This window comes from Priestia abyssalis, assembly GCF_002019595.1.
Classification (GTDB): Bacteria; Bacillota; Bacilli; order Bacillales; family Bacillaceae_H; genus Bacillus_BA; species Bacillus_BA abyssalis.
Genome location: NZ_KV917369.1, coordinates 5,052,585 through 5,069,921, shown reverse-complemented (window position 1 = coordinate 5,069,921; position 17,337 = coordinate 5,052,585). Strand labels below are relative to the sequence as shown.

Sequence of the window (17,337 nt, the reverse complement as noted above, 5' to 3'; positions counted from 1 at the left end):
AAAAACCCGTAGAAAAGAACAAATTATAAAGGAAACTTCCATCGGTAAGGGATCTTTTCATTCCACATGAACTTTTACGATTACGCAAGCTCTAAAAAGGGATGTTACCGCCCGCTAATAGGTAATGAATATAAAAAGCAATACATTGTTAAGTGTAGAAAAAGGTCCATACACTGTCAACGGTTTTCAATAAGAAATTTGTCTTGTAAATTCCAAAGGATAAAGAATAAGGAAGAAGGCGGCAGGGCTATTGCTAGATTTTTTCTAACCTACGCTTTATAATAAATAAGTTAAAGATTAGTTTTGAAATAAAGTGGGGGGACTTATTGTGATTGCAATAACAGAACATCCATTACAAGCTCTGCAAGATGCTTATGAAAAGGCCAAAATAGATGGTAGACCGCGATTAGTTAGCTTTGTTAAGCAAATAAATCCATATAATCCCCTGGCGCTTTTTTATAATGGAAGAAAGATATTTTATGGAGAGCGCTTCATTTGGATGGATGCAGCGCGATGCCAAACGTTGATTGGATTTAATCATTTGTCTGTCATGACAACGGAGCAAGATAAGGGCCGTTATCGCTCCATTGAAGAGCAATGGAAGAGTTTTATGGAACAGTCCATTCAGAAGTTGAATGATTTTCCAATGGGAACAGGCCCGCTTTTATTCGGAGGATTTTCGTTTGATCCGAAAAAAGAACAAACGGCATTATGGAAAGAGTTCCCGAGCGGTAAATTTATTGTACCGCAATTTTTATATACGGAAATAGAAAGTAAAGCATACTTTACGATAAATGTGTTGATTACACAAAATGATCGTACTGCAGAAATTTTAGATTGGCTTGGTCGAGTTGAGCAAACATTATTTGCGGAAACAAGTATTTCACTAAAAGCAGCCGAAAGCGATATCATCCACAAAGCCGAAGTAGATCCGATTAGATGGAAAGAGGCGGTAGGTAAAGCGACACGCCGCATAAAAAAAGGAGATATTGAGAAAGTGGTATTAGCGCGCGAACTAAGAGCCTCGTTTGATCAGAATGTGTCGAATGAATATGTTCTTCAGCGCTTGATGGATGAACAGCCGACCAGCTATATCTTTGCGTTTGAAAGCGGTGATGATTGTTTTATTGGAGCTTCACCCGAGCAGTTGGTTAAACGAGAAAATACGGAAGTATTTTCAACCTGCTTGGCAGGTTCTATTCCGAGGGGGAAAACAAAGCAAGAAGATGAGCGATTGGGACAAGAATTATTGCATGATCAAAAGAATCTAATTGAGCATGAAGTGGTCGTTCATATGATTAAAGAAGCTATGAAGGAATCGTGTGAAGCCATTGTTGCTCCTTCATTTCCTGCTTTATATAAAACAAGACATATCCAACATTTGTATACACCCGTAAAAGGAACAATTAAAAGGGGAATGAGCTTATTTTCATTTTTAGAAAAATTGCATCCTACTCCAGCTTTAGGCGGATATCCGCAAATGAAGGCCAAGCAGGTCATTCGGGAGCTGGAAATGATGGATCGAGGTTGGTACGGAGCGCCTTTAGGGTGGATTGATGGCCAAGGAAATGGCGAGTTCATTGTGGGCATCCGCTCTGCCCTTTTGCGAAAGAAGGAAGCTTCTTTATTTGCGGGCTGCGGGATTGTCGCAGAATCCGACCCTGAAAGTGAATATAAAGAAACGAACATTAAATTTAATCCGATGTTATCTGCATTAGGAGGTGCAATTCATGATACCCAATAAAGCCCTTACATCTTATGTATCTGCTTTTGTCGATGAATTGGTCAACGCCGATGTAACAGATGTGGTGGTTAGTCCAGGCTCACGTTCCACGCCGATTGCCATGTTGATGGCAGAACATCCTGGCATTCATGTTTATTTAAATATTGATGAACGTTCTGCCGGTTTTTTTGCATTGGGAATTGCAAAGGCAAAGCGAAAGCCGGTTGCGCTTGTTTGCACATCGGGAACGGCTGCCGCCAATTATTATCCGGCAGTAGTAGAGGCTTTTCAATCTCGTGTGCCGTTGATTGTGATTACGGCAGATCGTCCTCATGAGCTGCGGGATGTGGGAGCACCGCAGGCCATTAATCAACTTCATTTATTCGGCCAGTATGCCAAATGGTTTGCAGAACTTGCACTCCCGGAGAATACTGAAAGCATGCTCCGCTATATTCGCACGACAGCAGCGCGAGCAGTGGGGACTTCACTAACGGCACCGGCAGGGCCTGTGCATCTTAATTTTCCTTTAAGAGAACCGTTAGTCCCTAGCTTATCCCATCCTGATTTATGGGCAGCAGGGAGAGAGGAGAAACGAAAGCAGGTAAAGGTGCATAATGGAGCTCTAGTATGTCCCCCTGCTGTTTTAGAAGAAGCAGTCATGAAAGTGAAACAATATGAACGAGGAATCATTGTGTGCGGGGATCATGAAGATGCGGCATTTACAGACGCGGTAGTGAAGTTGGCTGAAAAGCTGAACTATCCTATTTTAGCAGACCCCCTCTCGCAGCTGCGAAGCGGGAAGCATGAGAAAAAACATATCGTAAATGCGTATGACACGTTTTTAAGAAATGAATCCTTATTAGAAGATTTAAAGCCGGAAGTAGTGATTCGTTTTGGAGCGATGCCAGTCTCTAAGTCATTGCTTCTTTTCCTGAAAAAGTATGAGCCGGAAGAGATGATGGTGATAGATGGAGGAGGAGGCTGGCGAGAGCCGACTTTAATTGCTGCAGATATGATTCAATGTGAAGAAACATACTTTTGCCGAGAGCTTGGCCAGTTAGTAGGTGAACTTTCCCGAACTTCGACAAAGTGGTTGGATAAGTGGCTCTTTATAAATGAAAAAACGACAGAACTGCTTCAGAAATCGATGGAGGAAGACACTCTTTTGGAAGGAAAAGTTGTGACAGAGCTTGCTGGCCTCCTTCCTGATTCTTCAACATTGTTTGTAGGAAATTCAATGCCGATTCGAGATGTGGATACTTTCTTTTCTTTGAATGAAAAGTCCATTAAAATCATGGCGAATCGGGGGGCTAATGGCATTGATGGAGTGGTCTCAAGTGCTTTAGGTGTAAGTGTGATTGAACGTCCAACTGTTCTTCTTATTGGCGATTTATCTTTTTATCATGATTTAAACGGATTGCTTGCGGCTAAAATGAACGAATTGAACTTAACGGTGATTCTTGTTAATAATGATGGAGGAGGAATTTTCTCATTCTTGCCTCAGTCGAAAGAAGAGAAACATTTTGAATTTCTATTCGGGACTCCGACCGGAATTGAGTTTGATAAAGCTGTGCAGATGTACGGGGGAGATTTTAAATCTATTAAAACATGGGAAGAATTTAGACAAGCTGTGACACAATCTCTGACGGAAAAAGGACTGAAGGTGATTGAAATAAAGACAAACCGGGGAGAAAATGTCATGGTTCATCGAGAAATGTGGAAATCTGTTTCCCAGGAAATGAACGAATGGATTAAAATGGTGAATGGTGTATGAAATATGAAATAAATGGCGTTTCATACGAGGTGAATAGAATAGGGAAGGGAGTTCCTCTCTTATTGTTGCACGGGTTCACAGGTTCAAAAGAAGCATGGACCCCTTTTTATGAGGAGTGGCAGAAAACAAATCAGCTTGTCTCGTTAGATCTTATCGGCCATGGAGAAACTTCTTCCCCTCATGAAATCACGAAATACAAGATGGAATCAGCGGTAGAGGATTTATGCACCTTGCTAGATGAACTTCGTATTGACCGAGTGAACCTTCTAGGATATTCCATGGGAGGACGTTTGGCTCTTTCATTTGCGGTTATGTTTCCAGAGCGAGTGGGAAAGTTAATATTAGAGAGCGCTTCGCCAGGCTTAAAAACAGAGCAAGAACGAAGCTTGCGCAAACAACAAGATGAAGCTTTGGCGGAACAAATTTTAGATAGAGGCATATCCTGGTTCGTCCACAAATGGGAAAATATTGAATTATTTAAAAGCCAAAAATCCCTGCCTGTCCATATACAAGAAAAGATACGAGAGCAAAGAATGAAGAATAATCCCATGGGGTTGGCCAATAGTTTGCGCGGTATGGGGACAGGTATCCAGCCGTCTTGGTGGGAACAGATTTCTTCCTTGTCAATGCCAGCTCTTTTTATTACAGGAGAGTGGGATGAGAAGTTTGTCCGGATTGCTGAAGATATGAAAAAATTGATGCCCCACGCTGTTCATGAAAGAATTTTAGGTGCGGGACATGCAATCCATGTGGAACAACGAGAGATTTTTGGTAAAATAGTAAGTGGTTTCTTAAATGAATAAAGAAACTTATAGCAGCAGAAGTATTTTTTAGAAGGATACATAAAAGGAGGAGTAGTTATGGCAGTAGAATGGGTAGCAGAACGCCAGTATGAAGATATTTTATATGAAACATATAATGGTATTGCCAAAATCACCATTAACCGTCCGCAAGTGCATAATGCATTTCGTCCGAAAACAGTGATGGAGTTAATCGACGCTTTCGCTTATGCTCGTGACGACTCTGCAATTGGAGTCATCGTTTTAACAGGAGCTGGAGAAAAAGCTTTCTGTTCAGGCGGAGACCAAAGTGTGCGGGGGCACGGCGGCTATGTAGGGGAAGATGAGATTCCTCGCTTAAATGTATTAGATTTACAACGCTTAATTCGTGTCATTCCAAAGCCAGTTGTTGCAATGGTGGCGGGTTATGCAATTGGTGGAGGTCATGTGCTTCACCTTGTATGTGATTTAACGATTGCAGCTGATAACGCTGTCTTTGGACAAACGGGCCCTAAAGTAGGAAGCTTTGATGCAGGTTATGGTTCAGGTTACTTGGCGCGCGTTGTTGGTCACAAAAAGGCACGCGAAATCTGGTACTTGTGCCGTCAATACAGTGCCCAAGAAGCATTGGATATGGGCTTAGTCAATACGGTCGTTCCATTAGAACAATTAGAAGCGGAAACGATTCAATGGTGTGAAGAAATGCTAGAGAAAAGCCCGACAGCTCTTCGCTTCTTAAAAGCTGCATTCAATGCTGATTCTGACGGATTAGCCGGCTTGCAGCAATTGGCGGGAGATGCGACACTTCTTTACTACACGACAGATGAAGCGAAAGAAGGCCGCGATGCGTTCAAAGAAAAACGCAAACCGGATTTCGGACAGTTCCCTCGTTTTCCTTGATGAAAAAACAGCTTGATGATTCATTCATCAAGCTGTTTTTTTCAGGAAAAGCATAGCTTTTTAAAATTCGTGCAAGGAGTGAGAAAGATGGATGATCAAATCATTCCGAATTGGCTTATGCAGCGTGTTCATTTGACTCCTGAACGGGTGGCTGTTTCCTCTTCGGCAGGTGAGATAACATTCCGGCAGCTTCATGAACAAGCTCTTTCTTTGGCTGAAAAGTGTGTGTCACTTGGCATGAAAAGGGGAGAAACGATCGCTATTTTGGCTTCCAATAGCCTTGAAATGGTGACGTTTATACATGCTATGAAGTATATCGGGGTAAAGACATTACTGTTAAATACACGCCTGACTTCGCGTGAAATTCAGTTCCAGCTTGAAGATGCGAATGTCAAAACCTTGCTGGCAAGCGAAGACTTTTTGCAAACCGCTCAGGACGTTCAAAAGCATGCTGACACACTCGCTTATTCGTTTAAAGAAGTGATGGAAGCATCTAAACAAACGTTTGATTGGATAAAAGAATTTAAGATGAATGATGTCGATACCATTATGTATACATCCGGGACAACAGGCCATCCAAAGGGGGTCATGCAAACATACGGCAATCATTGGTGGAGTGCGATGGGGTCGGCATTAAACCTGGGATTGCAGGAGAAGGACTCTTGGCTTTGTGCTGTTCCGCTCTTCCATATTAGCGGGCTTTCCATTTTGATGAGGAGCGTCATTTACGGGATGAGAGTTGTGCTGCACGAAAAATTCGATCCTGCGCTTGCCAATCGTGCCATTAGAGAAGATGGAGTGACGATTGCTTCTGTTGTAACCGCCATGCTATCGAGAATGCTTGATCAAGCGGGAGAGGAGCCCTATCCACCCCAATTTCGCTGTATGCTGCTTGGAGGGGGGCCGGCTCCTCTGCCTGTTTTGCAATCATGCGCCGCACTAAATATACCGGTTTATCAAACATATGGAATGACCGAAACGTCTTCTCAAATCGTTACATTACCTTCTGAGTATAGTCTGGCTAAACTAGGATCGGCCGGCAAACCGCTGTTTCCGTGTGAAGTACGAATTCAAACGGAACACGGGAAAAACGCTGAACCTAATCAGCCTGGTGAGATTGTGGTAAAAGGGCCTAATGTCACGAACGGTTATTGGAATCGGCCTGATGCCACTGATCAAGCTCTTCAAAATGGCTGGTTTCATACGGGGGATATCGGCTATTTAGATCAAGATGGATTTTTATATGTGCTCGACCGGCGATCTGATCTCATTATATCGGGGGGCGAAAATGTGTATCCTGCTGAAATCGAAGCAGCACTGCTGTCGCATCCCCATATCGTGGATGCCGGTGTGACCGGAATGGAGAATCCGAAATGGGGACAAGTTCCGTGCGCGTTTCTCGTGAAACAGCAAGGAGCCTCTTTAACGGAAGAAGAGGTTAGGCAGCATTGCGGCAAGGTACTTGCTAAATATAAAGTACCAAGAGCCATCTATTTTGTTGATGAGCTGCCGCGTAATGCATCCAATAAGCTTGTACGCCGCCAGCTGCCTTTGCTTCTTAAAACAAACGGAGGACATGGAAATGAAGATTAAATCGGTGACATTGCATTTTATTGCAATGGATTTGTTGACACCGTTTGTGACAAGCTATGGCACAGTGAAAAAGAGGGAAATGATCTTAATGGAAGCGGAAAATACAGATGGAGTCGTCGGATGGGGTGAGGTAGTGGCATTTTCCACTCCATGGTATACGGAAGAGACGATTCAAACGTGCTTTCATATGTTAAATCAGTTTCTGATTCCGGCTTTGTTTAAACAGGCTATCGAGCATCCTGGAGACATTCGGGCGATTTTCGCTCCCATTAAACGAAATCATATGGCGAAGGCCGCAATTGATTGTGCCGTTTGGGACATGTTTTCCAAAAAAGAGGGAAAATCTCTTGCGACTTTGATTGGAGGAACAAGGGAGCGGATTGAAGCCGGGGTTGTCATTGGCATCGACCAAATCCCGAATATGCTGGCCCATATCGAGCGTCATTTAAAAGAAGGGTATAAGCGTTTTAAAGTTAAAATTAAACCAGGTTATGATTATGAGCTTATCCGTCAAATTCGAAAAGAGTATCCTTCCATTCCGCTTATGGCTGATGCCAATTCGGCTTATACATTAAAAGACATTGAGCATTTAAAATGTTTGGATGAATTCCGGTTGATGATGATTGAGCAGCCTCTTGGTTCAGATGACATCGTCGACCATGCAACATTACAGAGAGAGTGTGACACTCCTATTTGTCTTGATGAAAGTATCGTGTCATATGATGATGCTCGGAAAGCGATTGAGCTCGGAAGCTGTCAAATCATCAACATAAAAATTGGAAGAGTCGGGGGCCTGACGGAAGCGAAGCGAATCCATGATTTATGTTTAGATCAAGAAGTAGATTTATGGGTCGGCGGCATGCTCGAATCGGGTGTGTCCCGTGCCCATAACATTGCGCTTGCCTCTCTTCCGGGTTTTACGATTCCTGGTGATATTTCTGCCTCAGCCCGCTATTGGGAGAGGGATGTGATCATTCCTGAGGTGATGGTGGAAGACGGATATATCCACGTTCCGTCAGGATGTGGAATTGGTTTTGACATAGATCGAGACTTTTTACGAGATATTACATATGAAACAAGAACCTATGTCAATCCACATCTTGGTTGACGGGTTAGTGGTTATCAAATTTCTTTGAGGGAGAGCATAAAACGATGGAATGATGTCGTTTTATGCTCTCCCTCTTGTCGAAAAACAGAATTTAATTTAAAGTAGGGAAAGTGGAAAAAATAGTTGTCATATGAAAAAATTAGCTTTATAATGAACAGGACAACAAGATATAGTTATTTTATTTTTATTTAAATACAATATATTGTGTTACTCGGTGAAATAGGTGTTGTGAAAGCAACCGAAAAGGGAATCTGGTGAAAATCCAGTACTGTACCCGCAACTGTAATTGCTGATGAAATAAGGAAATCCACTGTGAAGCTGCTTCATGGGAAGGCCTTAAAGTAGGATGATGCATAAGTCAGGAGACCTGCCTATTTTACGTCGTACTATCTTCTTCGGGAGGTGAGAGGATAGAATGCGAGTGCAAAAGGTGTCGTGTACCCCTTTTTGCTATTCCATTCTATTCGCTCATCGAAATCCGATGGGCGTTTTTTATTGAAAAAGGAGGGAATGTTTTGGAAAACACGTATGTACCATATGCCAGCAATCACATAAACATCTATTTAGAGGGGTTAAAGGAATCTTTTCCGGAATTGGACTTTACTTCTTATCAGGAAAAGGTTAGACAAGCTGCTTTGCATCGACAGGATATGACGGAAGAACAAGTAAACAATTTGCTAGTGTTATCGGCTCTGGAAAGAATCTCGATGGAAGAGCCGCGATGGACATATGCAGCGGCGAAAGTGTACTTGGATCAGCTTTATAAAAAGGCTGCGGCTAATAGAGGCTACGATGCCGGTAAAAAGTATGGTTCGCTGTACAATTTGCTTCAAGCTTTAACAGATATGGGGATTTACAGCGAGAATCTTTTACAGGCGTATTCGAAAGAAGAGATTAATGAATTAGAACAAATCATTGTTCCGGAGCGGGACCATTTATTTACATACATCGGGTTATTAACATTAGCGGACCGCTACTTGGCGAAGTCCCACAGTGGAGACGTATATGAGCTGCCGCAAGAGCGCTTCTTGATCATTGCCATGACATTGATGATGAAAGAGTCAAAAGAAAAACGAATCGAGCTCATTAAAGAATCATATTGGGCTCTGTCGAATCTATACATGACCGTTGCCACACCGACGCTGTCAAATGCCGGGAAAAGCTATGGACAGCTGTCGAGCTGTTTTATTGACACAATTGATGATAGTTTGAGAGGAATATATGACAGCAACACGGATATCGCGACTGTTAGTAAAAATGGTGGGGGAATCGGTGCATACCTAGGCAAGGTACGAAGCCGTGGAAGTGATATAAAAGGGTTTAAAGGAGTTTCAAGCGGCGTTAAGGAATAGCGCCTGCAGGCAGTGATGTTTGTATAAAAAGGCGGTCAACTGCTGGAAAGACCGAGTATATCAAGGTAGGATAATACGCAGTAATGACGTATTGACCCCTAAAAATCCGAGATTGCGGTTAATCAGCAGCCAAGCTTCCCGAGATGATTTGGGAAGAAGGTTCAACGACTAGGTGGTTATAAGAGTAATTTTATAATCCGAGCCGCCTATCCATTTACATAATGGATAATGATATAGTCTGAACTCTATGGCGACATAGAGAGGTAGGCAGAAATGACCTATCCCTTCATTTTTATGATGAAGAGTAACAATTTTGAATTCCATGGATGAAGCAGCTTAACAATACTGCGGTTAGTGTAGATCAGTTAGGTCAAAGACAGGGTGAACAAATGCCCCTATAGTGGGTGACCATTATAGCAAACTCCGAATATGCTGGAACGCCGTCAAACAGCCTTTCACTAGCAGGCTTTACGGGAAACTGTTAAGTCATCTGAAAATGTGAAGGACATGGTGGTAATCAGCAGGGCCGATTTCTAAGTCATTTTATGATATGAAATCCCCTCAACGACTGACGAGGAGCATCTCACTGAGATGATGATACAGTCTAGTCCCCTAATAAATATCGGGAAACCGAGGGTAGTAACGGCCATTAGTGTTTACTTGGATGTCTGGCATCGCGATATCCACAGTTTTTTATCTGTAAAGTTGAATAACGGAGATGAGAGACAGCGAACTCATGATTTATTCACAGGCGTGTGCATCCCAGACTTGTTTATGGAAAAAGTGGAGGCCCGTGAAGAGTGGTATATATTTGATCCTCATACGATTCGTAAAGTGATGGGGTTCAGTTTGGAAGATTATTATGATGAAGAAGACGGCAATGGCAGCTTCCGTACTAAATATGTGGAATGCGTCCATGCAGTCGAGCAAGGGAAGTTCGGAGAAAGAGGGCTGCTGTGGGATGTAGTGCCAGCTATCGAAATTTTTAAAGGCATTATGAAAAGTCAGCTTGAAACGGGAACACCGTATATGTTTTATCGTGATACGGTGAATCGGGTTAATCCAAACAAGCATGCTGGCATGATTTATGGCTCTAATTTGTGTTCGGAGATAGCTCAAAATATGAGTGCGACAGTAGTAACTGAAGAGATAACAGAAGACGGAAAAATCGTTATTACAAAAGAGCCTGGTGACTTCGTAGTTTGCAATTTATCCTCAATTAATTTGGCTAAGGCTGTAACAGAAGACGTGTTAGAAAGGCTAATCCCTATTCAATTCCGCATGTTGGACAATGTTATTGATTTAAATACAATACCTGTACTTCAAGCCAAATTAACAAATGAAAAATATAGATCAGTGGGTGGAGGTACGTTCGGATGGCATCACTTATTAGCTTTAAAGAAAATTAATTGGGAATCGAAAGAGGCTATTCAATATTGTGACGAGTTATATGAACAAATTGCCTATTTAAGCATACAAGCCAGTATGGAATTGGCAAAGGAGAAAGGTGCATATCCTTTATTTAAAGGCTCTGATTGGGAGACGGGTGCTTATTTTGAGAAAAGAGGCTATGAGTCTGAAAAGTGGAAAGAGCTGCAGATGTCATTGAAGCAAAATGGAATTCGCAACGGTTATTTAATGGCAGTCGCGCCGAACTCATCTACATCGATTATTGCCGGTTCAACCGCGAGTATCGACCCGATTTTCCGCAAAGCTTATTCGGAGGAAAAGAAAAACTATAAAATTCCGGTGACCGCTCCGGATTTGAATGCCGAAACGAATTGGTACTATAAATCCACTTATCATATCGATCAAAAGTGGAGTATTTTACAGAATGCGAAGCGCCAGCTTCATATTGACCAATCCATCTCTTTTAACTTATATGTACGGAATGATATTAAAGCGAAGGAACTATTGGATTTGCATATGATGGCTTGGAAAAACAAGTTGAAAACGACGTATTATGTTCGTTCGACATCAAGCGAAATTATCGAGGAATGTGAAAGCTGCCATAGTTAAAGGAGAGAGAAACGATGACGACGTTAATAAAACGCACATTAATGGATGAGCATGCCCCAAATCGTGCCACAAGTATCATTAATGGCCGGAGTTCCAATATTTTAAACTGGGATGATGTTCGCTATTCGTGGGCTTATCCGAAATATAAGCGGATGCTGTCAAATTTTTGGACTCCGTTTGAAATTAATATGGGCCAAGACATTAAGCAGTTCCAGCTGTTAACAGCACAAGAACAGGAAAGTTTCTTAAAGATTATCGGCTTGTTGGCATTATTGGACAGCATTCAGTCTGATTATGCTAAAAAAGCAGCGGATTATATTACCGACTCATCCGTTAATGCGTTAATGATCATGCTGGCACAGCAAGAGATTATTCATAATCACTCATATTCGTACGTGTTGTCGAGTCTCGTCTCGAAAACGAAACAAGATGAGGTATTCGAATATTGGCGCACAGAGGAAAAATTGCGAGAGAGAAATGAATTTGTAACGAATGGCTATAAACAGTTTGCCGAAGAACCGACGGTAGAAAACTTCTTAAAATCGATTGTATTTGATATGATTCTAGAGGGACTGTTTTTCTACAGCGGGTTTGCATTCTTTTATAATTTGGCACGGAATCAAAAAATGCTCGCCAGTTCAACGATGATCAATTACATTAATCGCGACGAACAAATTCACGTCGGTTTGTTTGAGAAAATCTTTAAAGAAGTATTGAATGAATATCCTCAATATAATACGACAGAATTAGAGGCATTTGTAATCGAAACATTCCAAGAAGCAGCACACCTGGAAATTGAATGGGCAAAGGAAGTTATTGGTGAAAAGTTTGACGGAATAACGATGCCTGAACTGACGCAATATATTCAATATATGGCTAATAAACGCTGCAATCAGCTCGGATTTGGTCGAATGGCTTTTCCGCAAGCGCCTATTCACAATCCGATGCGCTGGATTATCGCTTATCAGGAAGTAGACCTGGGGAAAACAGACTTTTTTGAACAAAAGTCAAGGCAGTACACAAAAGCATCAGACGTAAACGGGTTTGATGATTTATAAGGAAGGATGAACAGTGTGCATCAAGAAAAACCGATGAGTGAATCAAAAGTGGTTCAAACAAGATTGGTGCTTCCTCCTGATACGAATCATTTGGGTTCGATTTTTGGGGGAAAAGTGTTAGCTTACATTGATGAAGTGGCAGCTATATCCGCGATGAAGCATTCTCGGTCTACTGTCGTAACGGCTTCCATTGACTCCGTTAATTTTTTGTCACCTGTTAAGGTAGGGGATATTTTAACGCTGGAATCGTTTGTGACGGGTACGGGAAAAACGTCGATGGAAGTATATGTACATGTTTACCGCGAGAATTTGAAAACTGGCGAGCAAACATTAACGACTACGTCTTTTGTGACAATGGTCGCTCTTGATGAGGCGGGAAATGCTCAGTCCATACCAAAGGTTATTCCTGAGACAGAGGAAGAAAAGGAACTTTATGCTTCCTCAAAAGCACGACGTGAAAAGAGAATCAAGTAATGAAAAAAGGAGACTGTTGTGGTCTCCTTTTTTCATTCATCCATTTCCATTAATCCAAGCTCAACGGCACGATGGGCAATGATATCATCAATTTCACTCGGCAGGTCATCTAATGATCCAAACTCGTATTGCCATAGATTTGTGAAAGAGTCGACACAAATGGGAAACGTCAACTGATCGGATTTTTTTACTTCGCTTTTAAATGAATCAATTAAGCTGTCGCGGTTCATGCATTCACCAACTCCCTATGTTTTCATGAAGAAAGTGTCCTTAGCACTTTTACAGTGCGGGGGACACCTTATGCGCAAAGCTATAGTGTTGTCAAAACACTTGCTTTCTTAGTCTTACCCATTTACATCGGTTTATCCTGGCAAATATAAGGGAAAAGTCCTGTTAGGCAATAGAGCTCTTTCATAACTAATAAAGCTATATAAATGATAATGAGAATTTTTATCAATTAAATGTTGACAAAGATAATCATTCTCAATTATTCTTTAAGTAGAGAAATAACCAATGAACTCAAACAACTTTGACATAAATAATAAAAAGAAATGATGAGGAGGAAGACCATGTCTTCAATAATGGTAGTGGGCGGAGATCGTTTAAAGCATATTACGAATCGTTTAGAGAATGAAGGATTTAAAGATATCATCCATCTGGATGGAAGGAAATCGAGCATGGTAAAAAGGGATATTCCGGAGCATACAGAGTTTATTTTGGTCATTACTGATTTTATCAACCATAATATGGCGAAAGTAATCAAAGAGAAAGCTAAAAAGCAAGAGAAGCCTATTTATTTTGTTAAGCATTCATGGAGTGCTATTCAAAAGATCATTAGAAAAGAAGCATAAAAGAGTTTTTATTTTTTTGTTATATATTGAGAATGATTATCGTTATAGGTTGTGATAAAAATGTTAGAGTCCGTAAAAGTCAACGTGAAAACCATCTCGAATGAGCATTTGGAGCAATTTATGCATTCACCCGATATTTTTCTTCAAGAGTGTCTATTACATAAAAATAGGAACCGTCACATCACTTGGGAAAGGGCAGTTAAAGCAGCTGTAAAGCAGATTTTAAAAGAGTATTTTCAATTGCCTGTACAAGAGAGAACGGCTTTATCCACCCTTAAGCTGCTCGAGCGTCAGTGGCACTGTATCAATGTACGCTTATTTCAATCAAAAATGCATTATTATACGGTACTGGCTAAAGTAACAGATTACTTGCTTCAAGAGCTGGGAGCCTGTTCTCACATTATGCCGCCGCTCTTTTTATATGAAAAATACAGAGTCGCAGTAGCTGAACTAGGGATTGATTTATCAGTAGAGATTGATGTAGGAGAGTGGACAGCTAATTCTTATAAAATCAAAAAAATCATGCTGGATGATAGCGAAGAGGTGAGAAACGCGTTCGTTCATCTAATGGTCGTGTTCGGTCGTCATGCGTTTAATCAATTGCCCGATTCGATTGAGTTTTACTGCCTCATGACGGGAACAAAGTATGAGGTTTGTATAAAAGAAGCGCAATACGAAGAATCCCTGCATTTTTTAGGGCTCATTAAAAGCACCTTGGAGCAATCAATGATGCTTAATCATAAAAGGGTAGTTTAAGTGGATGCAAAAGAGAGGAGAAAAAGGATGAAAACGCTAATGGTGTATGCGAGTATGTCTGGTAATACAGAAATGATAGCGGATTTAATCGAGGAGATTTTACAGAATGAGGGAGTGCATGTGGACCGCAAAGAAGCCCTTGATGTAGCGGCTGATGACATACTTTCTTACGATTATATTTTGCTTGGAGCGTATACATGGGGAGATGGGGAACTTCCAGATGATTTTCTAGACATCTATGAGGGGATGGATGAATTGGATTTAAGCGGGAAAAAAGCAGCTGTATTCGGATCGGGAGATCGGGCATATGAGCATTTTTGCGGCGCGGTTGATTTATTGGAACATCGAATTGCGGAAAGAGGAGGAGAGCTGGTCTTAGAAGGGTTAAAAATCGAGCATGCTCCTTATGGGGAAGACATTGAACAGTGCCGGCAATTCGCCAAGGAATTTGCTGAAAAGATTGGAGAAAAAGTTATGTAATGAATAAAGGCATCTGACTAAAGGGAGTTTTCTTTAGCTAGATGCCTTTGCTGCTTTAAATTGAAAAGCCCTCAATCGCACGCTTCATATTTTGTTCTTTAAATAATTTCGATCCTTCATAAACAGTTTCCAAAAATAAACGAACCCAGGGAACAGGATGACAAATCCTACAATGTAAGAGATAAACAAAGCTCGGAAGGTAGCAGGATGAGTAAAACCCGATTCGATCGTTACATTTGGAAATACCACAAAGGGAAGATGGGATTTTCCATAAGCATAGCTTGCCAAAAAGTATTGTACGAGAGTAGAAATAACCGCCAATCGCGGCATCCCCACTGCTCTGGATGTCCGAATGAAGAGGGCGCCTCCGGTCACAATAAACATAAGAGCCGAAGCAATCAGCCATCCTTTCATTTCCATCATATTGTCATAAAGCCATGTTGACTCCCCGCGCATGGTGACCATGATAAGGAAAGCCATAAGCAAGGCAATCGGTCCGAGAATGATTGCGTCCCGGCGGTATACGTTATATGCTTCAAATTCATCCGACACTTTTGAGTAATCGGCTAAAAGAAGCGAAGACAAAAATAAGGTGGAGCTAATGGCAAACCCGATAAACGCATACACATTCGGGCTTGTAAATAAAGTCACTAAATTGAGCTTTTCAGTGCCTTCAATAGTATCGATATAATTTCCATGAGTGATTGGAAGAACGCAAATCAAAAAGGCTGGAATCAAAATACCGGAAATTCCTGAAATATAGGTCAGTGCTTTCTCATAATCCTTAGCAATATGAGAGAAAACAAGAAAAGCACTTCGAATGGAAAGAAGCAGCAAAATAATGCTTCCTGGAATAAGCAGGACCGTTCCTAATGTAAACGTAGCGCCTGGGAAAAAAGTGAACAGTGCCACGACAATCGCCACAATAAATACATTTGTCACTTCCCATGTAGGGGAGAGGTAACGGTTAGCAATCGTTGTCGCATTCGTTTTTTCCCGATTGATATAGATCATGGACCAAAAGCCCGCTCCGAAATCCATCGTTGCCATCACGGCATAAATGAAAATAAATCCCCATAATACAGAAATGGCCAATAATGCTTCAGTCATCATCTCAGCGTGACATCTCCTTACGATTCAGTTCGCATCTCCAGGTCTTTCGAGACAGGGTGACGCTTAAAGTAATATTTTAGAACGAGCACAACGGCTACTCCTAAAATAATGTAAACGAGCAAAAAGAAGGTAAACAATAAACCTAATTCAGACGAAGTCGTAACGGCTTCAGATGTTTTCATGATTCGGTAAATAACCCATGGCTGCCTTCCCGTACAAGCGAAAATCCAGCCGAACTCAATAGCGAGAATGGAAAGCGGACCCGAGGCAACATAGAGCCACATAAGCCATTTTGGAAAGTTATTCCGTTTTAAAATTTTATACCAGAATAGTCCAAATATCGCTAAAAAAATGAGAGCAGATCCGATTAAAACCATCCCATTGAACAACGTATGGACAAATAAGGGCGGCCAATATTCTTTTGGAAAATCATCGAGCCCGACAACGACTGTATCGAAGCTGTTTCCCGCCAAGAAGCTGAGAGCCCACGGGATCTCGATTCCGAATTTTACTTCTTTTGTTTCAAGGTCCGTATAACCGCCGATGGCAAGCGGAGCATGGTCTTGCGTTTCAAACAACCCTTCTGCCGCAGCCAGCTTTTCAGGCTGATATTCATGCAGCATCTGGGCCGATTCATGACCGTTGAGAGCCGTTAAAAATGAAAAAACAAGCCCGGCGGTCAAAGTGAGCACCAGTGCTTTCTTATAAAAGTTGTACACATTTTTTTCTGCTTTCGAACGAAGCATTTTGTATGCAGAAATAGAAGCGAGAACAAAAGCACCTGTCATAAAGGCAGAAACGACCACATGTCCTGCGGATACAAGGAAGCTTGGGTTAAAAAACGCGGCCCATGGATCTACATCTACAATTTCTCCGTTTTCAATCCGAAAACCGGCAGGAGTTCCTTCAAATGCATGAACATTTGTAATCAGGATGGCTGAAGCTGCTCCGCCGATGGCAACCATTGTCACACTGACAATTCTCATAAGAGGAGAAATGCGATCAGCCGCATAAATGTAAATAGACATAAACAAGGCTTCAATGAAAAAAGCGTAAATTTCAATCTGGAAGGCAAGGGCCATTACTTTACCGATCACTTCCATAAAACCTGGCCAAAGAAGGTTGAGCTGCACTCCGGCAATCGTCCCCGTAGGAATGGCGACCCCGAGCAATACTGCAAAACCCTTCGTCCAACGTTTAGCCATGATCGCATAATCTTTGTCTTTTGTTTTGTGGTAAAGCAATTCAGCAAATAACACCATAAGCGGAATGCCTACTCCAAGGGTGGCAAAGATGATGTGAAATGCCATGGTCATGCCGAACATTGAACGTGCAAGGACTAAATGATCCATTGATA

15 protein-coding genes, 1 pseudogene and 1 riboswitch are annotated in these 17,337 nt (G+C 41.7%); of the genes and pseudogenes, 13 read left to right on the top strand and 3 right to left on the bottom strand.

The window, feature by feature from the left end; genetic code table 11:
• Positions 1-328: 328 nt before the first annotated feature.
• The 10 genes and pseudogenes from BK575_RS24255 to BK575_RS24210 all read left to right on the top strand — a co-directional run bounded on the left by BK575_RS24255 (position 329) and on the right by BK575_RS24210 (position 12,780).
• Entirely contained in the window at positions 329-1,744 is a 1,416-nt protein-coding gene (locus BK575_RS24255; RefSeq protein ID WP_078414127.1) for an isochorismate synthase, read from the top strand.
• Positions 1,731-3,497, top strand: a complete 1,767-nt coding sequence (gene menD / locus BK575_RS24250) for a 2-succinyl-5-enolpyruvyl-6-hydroxy-3-cyclohexene-1-carboxylic-acid synthase (RefSeq protein ID WP_078414126.1) — start codon at positions 1,731-1,733, stop codon at positions 3,495-3,497. Before BK575_RS24255 ends, menD begins: the two co-directional genes overlap by 14 nt.
• Entirely contained in the window at positions 3,494-4,300 is an 807-nt protein-coding gene (menH, locus tag BK575_RS24245) for a 2-succinyl-6-hydroxy-2,4-cyclohexadiene-1-carboxylate synthase (RefSeq protein ID WP_078414125.1), read from the top strand. The genes menD and menH overlap by 4 nt, the downstream gene beginning before the upstream one ends.
• Positions 4,301-4,357: 57 nt before the next feature.
• Positions 4,358-5,176, top strand: coding sequence for a 1,4-dihydroxy-2-naphthoyl-CoA synthase (gene menB / locus BK575_RS24240; RefSeq protein ID WP_078414124.1), 819 nt, complete (start codon positions 4,358-4,360; stop codon positions 5,174-5,176).
• A gap of 87 nt (positions 5,177-5,263) precedes the next feature.
• Positions 5,264-6,769 (top strand): o-succinylbenzoate--CoA ligase, encoded by a 1,506-nt coding sequence (locus BK575_RS24235; protein ID WP_078414123.1) that lies wholly within the window; start codon positions 5,264-5,266, stop codon positions 6,767-6,769.
• On the top strand, positions 6,759-7,877 hold the full coding sequence (gene menC / locus BK575_RS24230) for an o-succinylbenzoate synthase (RefSeq protein WP_078414122.1): 1,119 nt from the start codon (positions 6,759-6,761) through the stop codon (positions 7,875-7,877). Before BK575_RS24235 ends, menC begins: the two co-directional genes overlap by 11 nt.
• 204 nt (positions 7,878-8,081) lie before the next feature.
• Positions 8,082-8,266, top strand: a riboswitch (cobalamin riboswitch).
• A gap of 126 nt (positions 8,267-8,392) precedes the next feature.
• A complete protein-coding gene (locus BK575_RS24225; RefSeq protein WP_078414121.1) occupies positions 8,393-9,229 on the top strand; it encodes a ribonucleotide reductase N-terminal alpha domain-containing protein in 837 nt (278 codons plus the stop codon).
• A gap of 645 nt (positions 9,230-9,874) precedes the next feature.
• Positions 9,875-11,248, top strand: a pseudogene (locus BK575_RS24220) (ribonucleoside-diphosphate reductase subunit alpha); the annotation flags it as partial.
• Positions 11,249-11,262: 14 nt separating this feature from the next.
• Positions 11,263-12,306, top strand: coding sequence for a ribonucleotide-diphosphate reductase subunit beta (locus BK575_RS24215; protein ID WP_078414119.1), 1,044 nt, complete (start codon positions 11,263-11,265; stop codon positions 12,304-12,306).
• Positions 12,307-12,339: 33 nt separating this feature from the next.
• On the top strand, positions 12,340-12,780 hold the full coding sequence (locus BK575_RS24210) for an acyl-CoA thioesterase (protein ID WP_235867516.1): 441 nt from the start codon (positions 12,340-12,342) through the stop codon (positions 12,778-12,780).
• 32 nt (positions 12,781-12,812) lie between these two features.
• On the opposite strand, the gene BK575_RS24205 is transcribed toward BK575_RS24210, so the two are convergent.
• Complete coding sequence (locus BK575_RS24205; RefSeq protein WP_078414117.1) at positions 12,813-13,010, bottom strand: hypothetical protein; 198 nt, start codon at positions 13,008-13,010, stop codon at positions 12,813-12,815.
• A gap of 339 nt (positions 13,011-13,349) precedes the next feature.
• On the opposite strand from BK575_RS24205, the gene BK575_RS24200 reads away from it, so the two are divergent.
• Genes BK575_RS24200 through BK575_RS24190 form a run of 3 tightly spaced genes read left to right on the top strand, consistent with a single transcriptional unit; the run spans position 13,350 to position 14,867 of the window.
• Complete coding sequence (locus BK575_RS24200; RefSeq protein WP_028395265.1) at positions 13,350-13,631, top strand: DUF2325 domain-containing protein; 282 nt, start codon at positions 13,350-13,352, stop codon at positions 13,629-13,631.
• 60 nt (positions 13,632-13,691) lie between these two features.
• On the top strand, positions 13,692-14,387 hold the full coding sequence (locus tag BK575_RS24195) for a hypothetical protein (protein ID WP_078414116.1): 696 nt from the start codon (positions 13,692-13,694) through the stop codon (positions 14,385-14,387).
• A 27-nt stretch (positions 14,388-14,414) separates the two neighbouring features.
• Complete coding sequence (locus BK575_RS24190; protein WP_235867438.1) at positions 14,415-14,867, top strand: flavodoxin; 453 nt, start codon at positions 14,415-14,417, stop codon at positions 14,865-14,867.
• Positions 14,868-14,951: 84 nt separating this feature from the next.
• On the opposite strand, the gene BK575_RS24185 is transcribed toward BK575_RS24190, so the two are convergent.
• Both BK575_RS24185 and BK575_RS24180 read right to left on the bottom strand, forming a co-directional pair.
• Entirely contained in the window at positions 14,952-15,977 is a 1,026-nt protein-coding gene (locus BK575_RS24185; RefSeq protein ID WP_078414943.1) for a cytochrome d ubiquinol oxidase subunit II, read from the bottom strand.
• 20 nt (positions 15,978-15,997) lie between these two features.
• Positions 15,998-17,332: a cytochrome ubiquinol oxidase subunit I gene (locus BK575_RS24180; RefSeq protein ID WP_078414115.1), complete on the bottom strand. Its 1,335-nt coding sequence runs from the start codon at positions 17,330-17,332 to the stop codon at positions 15,998-16,000.
• Positions 17,333-17,337 lie beyond the last annotated feature (5 nt).